Genomic DNA, 1259 nt, shown 5'->3' with positions numbered 1-1259 from the left:
CAGTATCTACCGGAAGCGCGCCGCAAACGTCGTCCACTGCGCTCCAGGAAGCCGCGCGACGGTGTTTTTCCAGCCACGCACCGCATATCCCAACGATGCTGCTCGATCGCTTTACGGACCAGATGCGAAAACGGCGGCGGCGTGGTGCGCCTTAGGCGCGCGCTCTGACGGCCGCTCCGGTGATTTCAGCTTCTGGGTGAGGGTTTTCAAACACCTGAGCACATAGGAGACCGCCACATCCCCAGCGTGAAAGCGAGCAGGCAACAAGCGACGATCTCCGCTTGTTCAGCGATCTTTAAAGATCAATCCCCCGTCCGCGGTTGACCGCCCGCTGGCGCCGTTCCGCAATAATCTTCTCGCTGCTCTCCGAGCGAACCGTCTGCTGCAGAACTTTCAGCCTCTCCTGCATCGCGACGAAGGCTTGGCGCTGCGCCTCTGGCACATGGTTGATGACCTTGTCGCCGCGGATGATGGCATTGCGCCCGAAGCGCTGGTCGAGCGCCTTGCTGACGGCGGCGAACTCCCGGCGGGTGTCCGGATCGAGAGAGGCAGGCGATGCGTTTTGCTGACGGCTTTTGTTCCTCGCCTCCGCGGTGAGACGCATGAGCGCCTCTTCCGCCACCTTCGACAGGCCCGGAATAGCAACCGCCATACGCTCCCGCTCTGCCTTGATGGCCTGTCGTTCTGCATCGAAGATATTGGCATAGGCGCTCCCGAGAGAACGCAGCCGCGCGGCTGCCTCGGGCACGGCCTGCACCGCATCTTTGCGCTCCCGGCCGGAAGCCAGCATCCGGTCCATCAGACGATCCGAACCGCGCAACGCGCCATAAGCGGCCGGATCATTGGTCACAGCAGCAGCGATGCGATCGGCAGCAAAGCCTTTTGCAAGCAGTTCCTCGATCTTGCCGACGGCTCCTGCCGGATCGCGCCAGATCGTCCTTGCCGCGTTCGCCAGTGCCGCACGCTGCTGACGGTAAAGGGGAGCGGAGAGAGTTCGCGATCGCGCCTCGTCGTCGACTGCTGTCTTGAACTCGGTGACAGCGGCAAGCATGGGCAGCACGGTCGCATTCTCCTTTCCTTCCCCCTTGTCTTGCTCCGGGTCCGGAACGGCACTGGCTGCCGCGACGATCTTCGAGCGGTCCTGACGTTCGGCCAGATGCTGCTCCTCGGCAAAACGCTTGACGGCTTCGAACAGGTGGATCAGCTTCTCGCGCTCGCCGGCCATCAGATCATCCGGCATGCGCTCGGCCATGTTGCGC

2 protein-coding genes are annotated in these 1259 nt (G+C 63.1%); one reads left to right on the top strand and one right to left on the bottom strand.

Annotated elements, in window-relative coordinates; all coding sequences use genetic code 11:
- The coding region (locus FHT70_RS30145; protein WP_210283006.1) for a hypothetical protein at positions 1 to 226 on the top strand (226 nt) is incomplete at its 5' end.
- A 69-nt stretch (positions 227 to 295) separates the two neighbouring features.
- On the opposite strand, the gene FHT70_RS30070 is transcribed toward FHT70_RS30145, so the two are convergent.
- A partial coding sequence (locus FHT70_RS30070; RefSeq protein WP_183706753.1) for a BID domain-containing protein occupies positions 296 to 1259 on the bottom strand: 964 nt, incomplete at its 5' end.

Origin of the sequence: Rhizobium sp. BK049 (genome assembly GCF_014193135.1) — a bacterium.
Lineage (GTDB): Bacteria > Pseudomonadota > Alphaproteobacteria > Rhizobiales > Rhizobiaceae > Rhizobium.
This window is presented reverse-complemented; position numbering and strand designations above follow the sequence as displayed.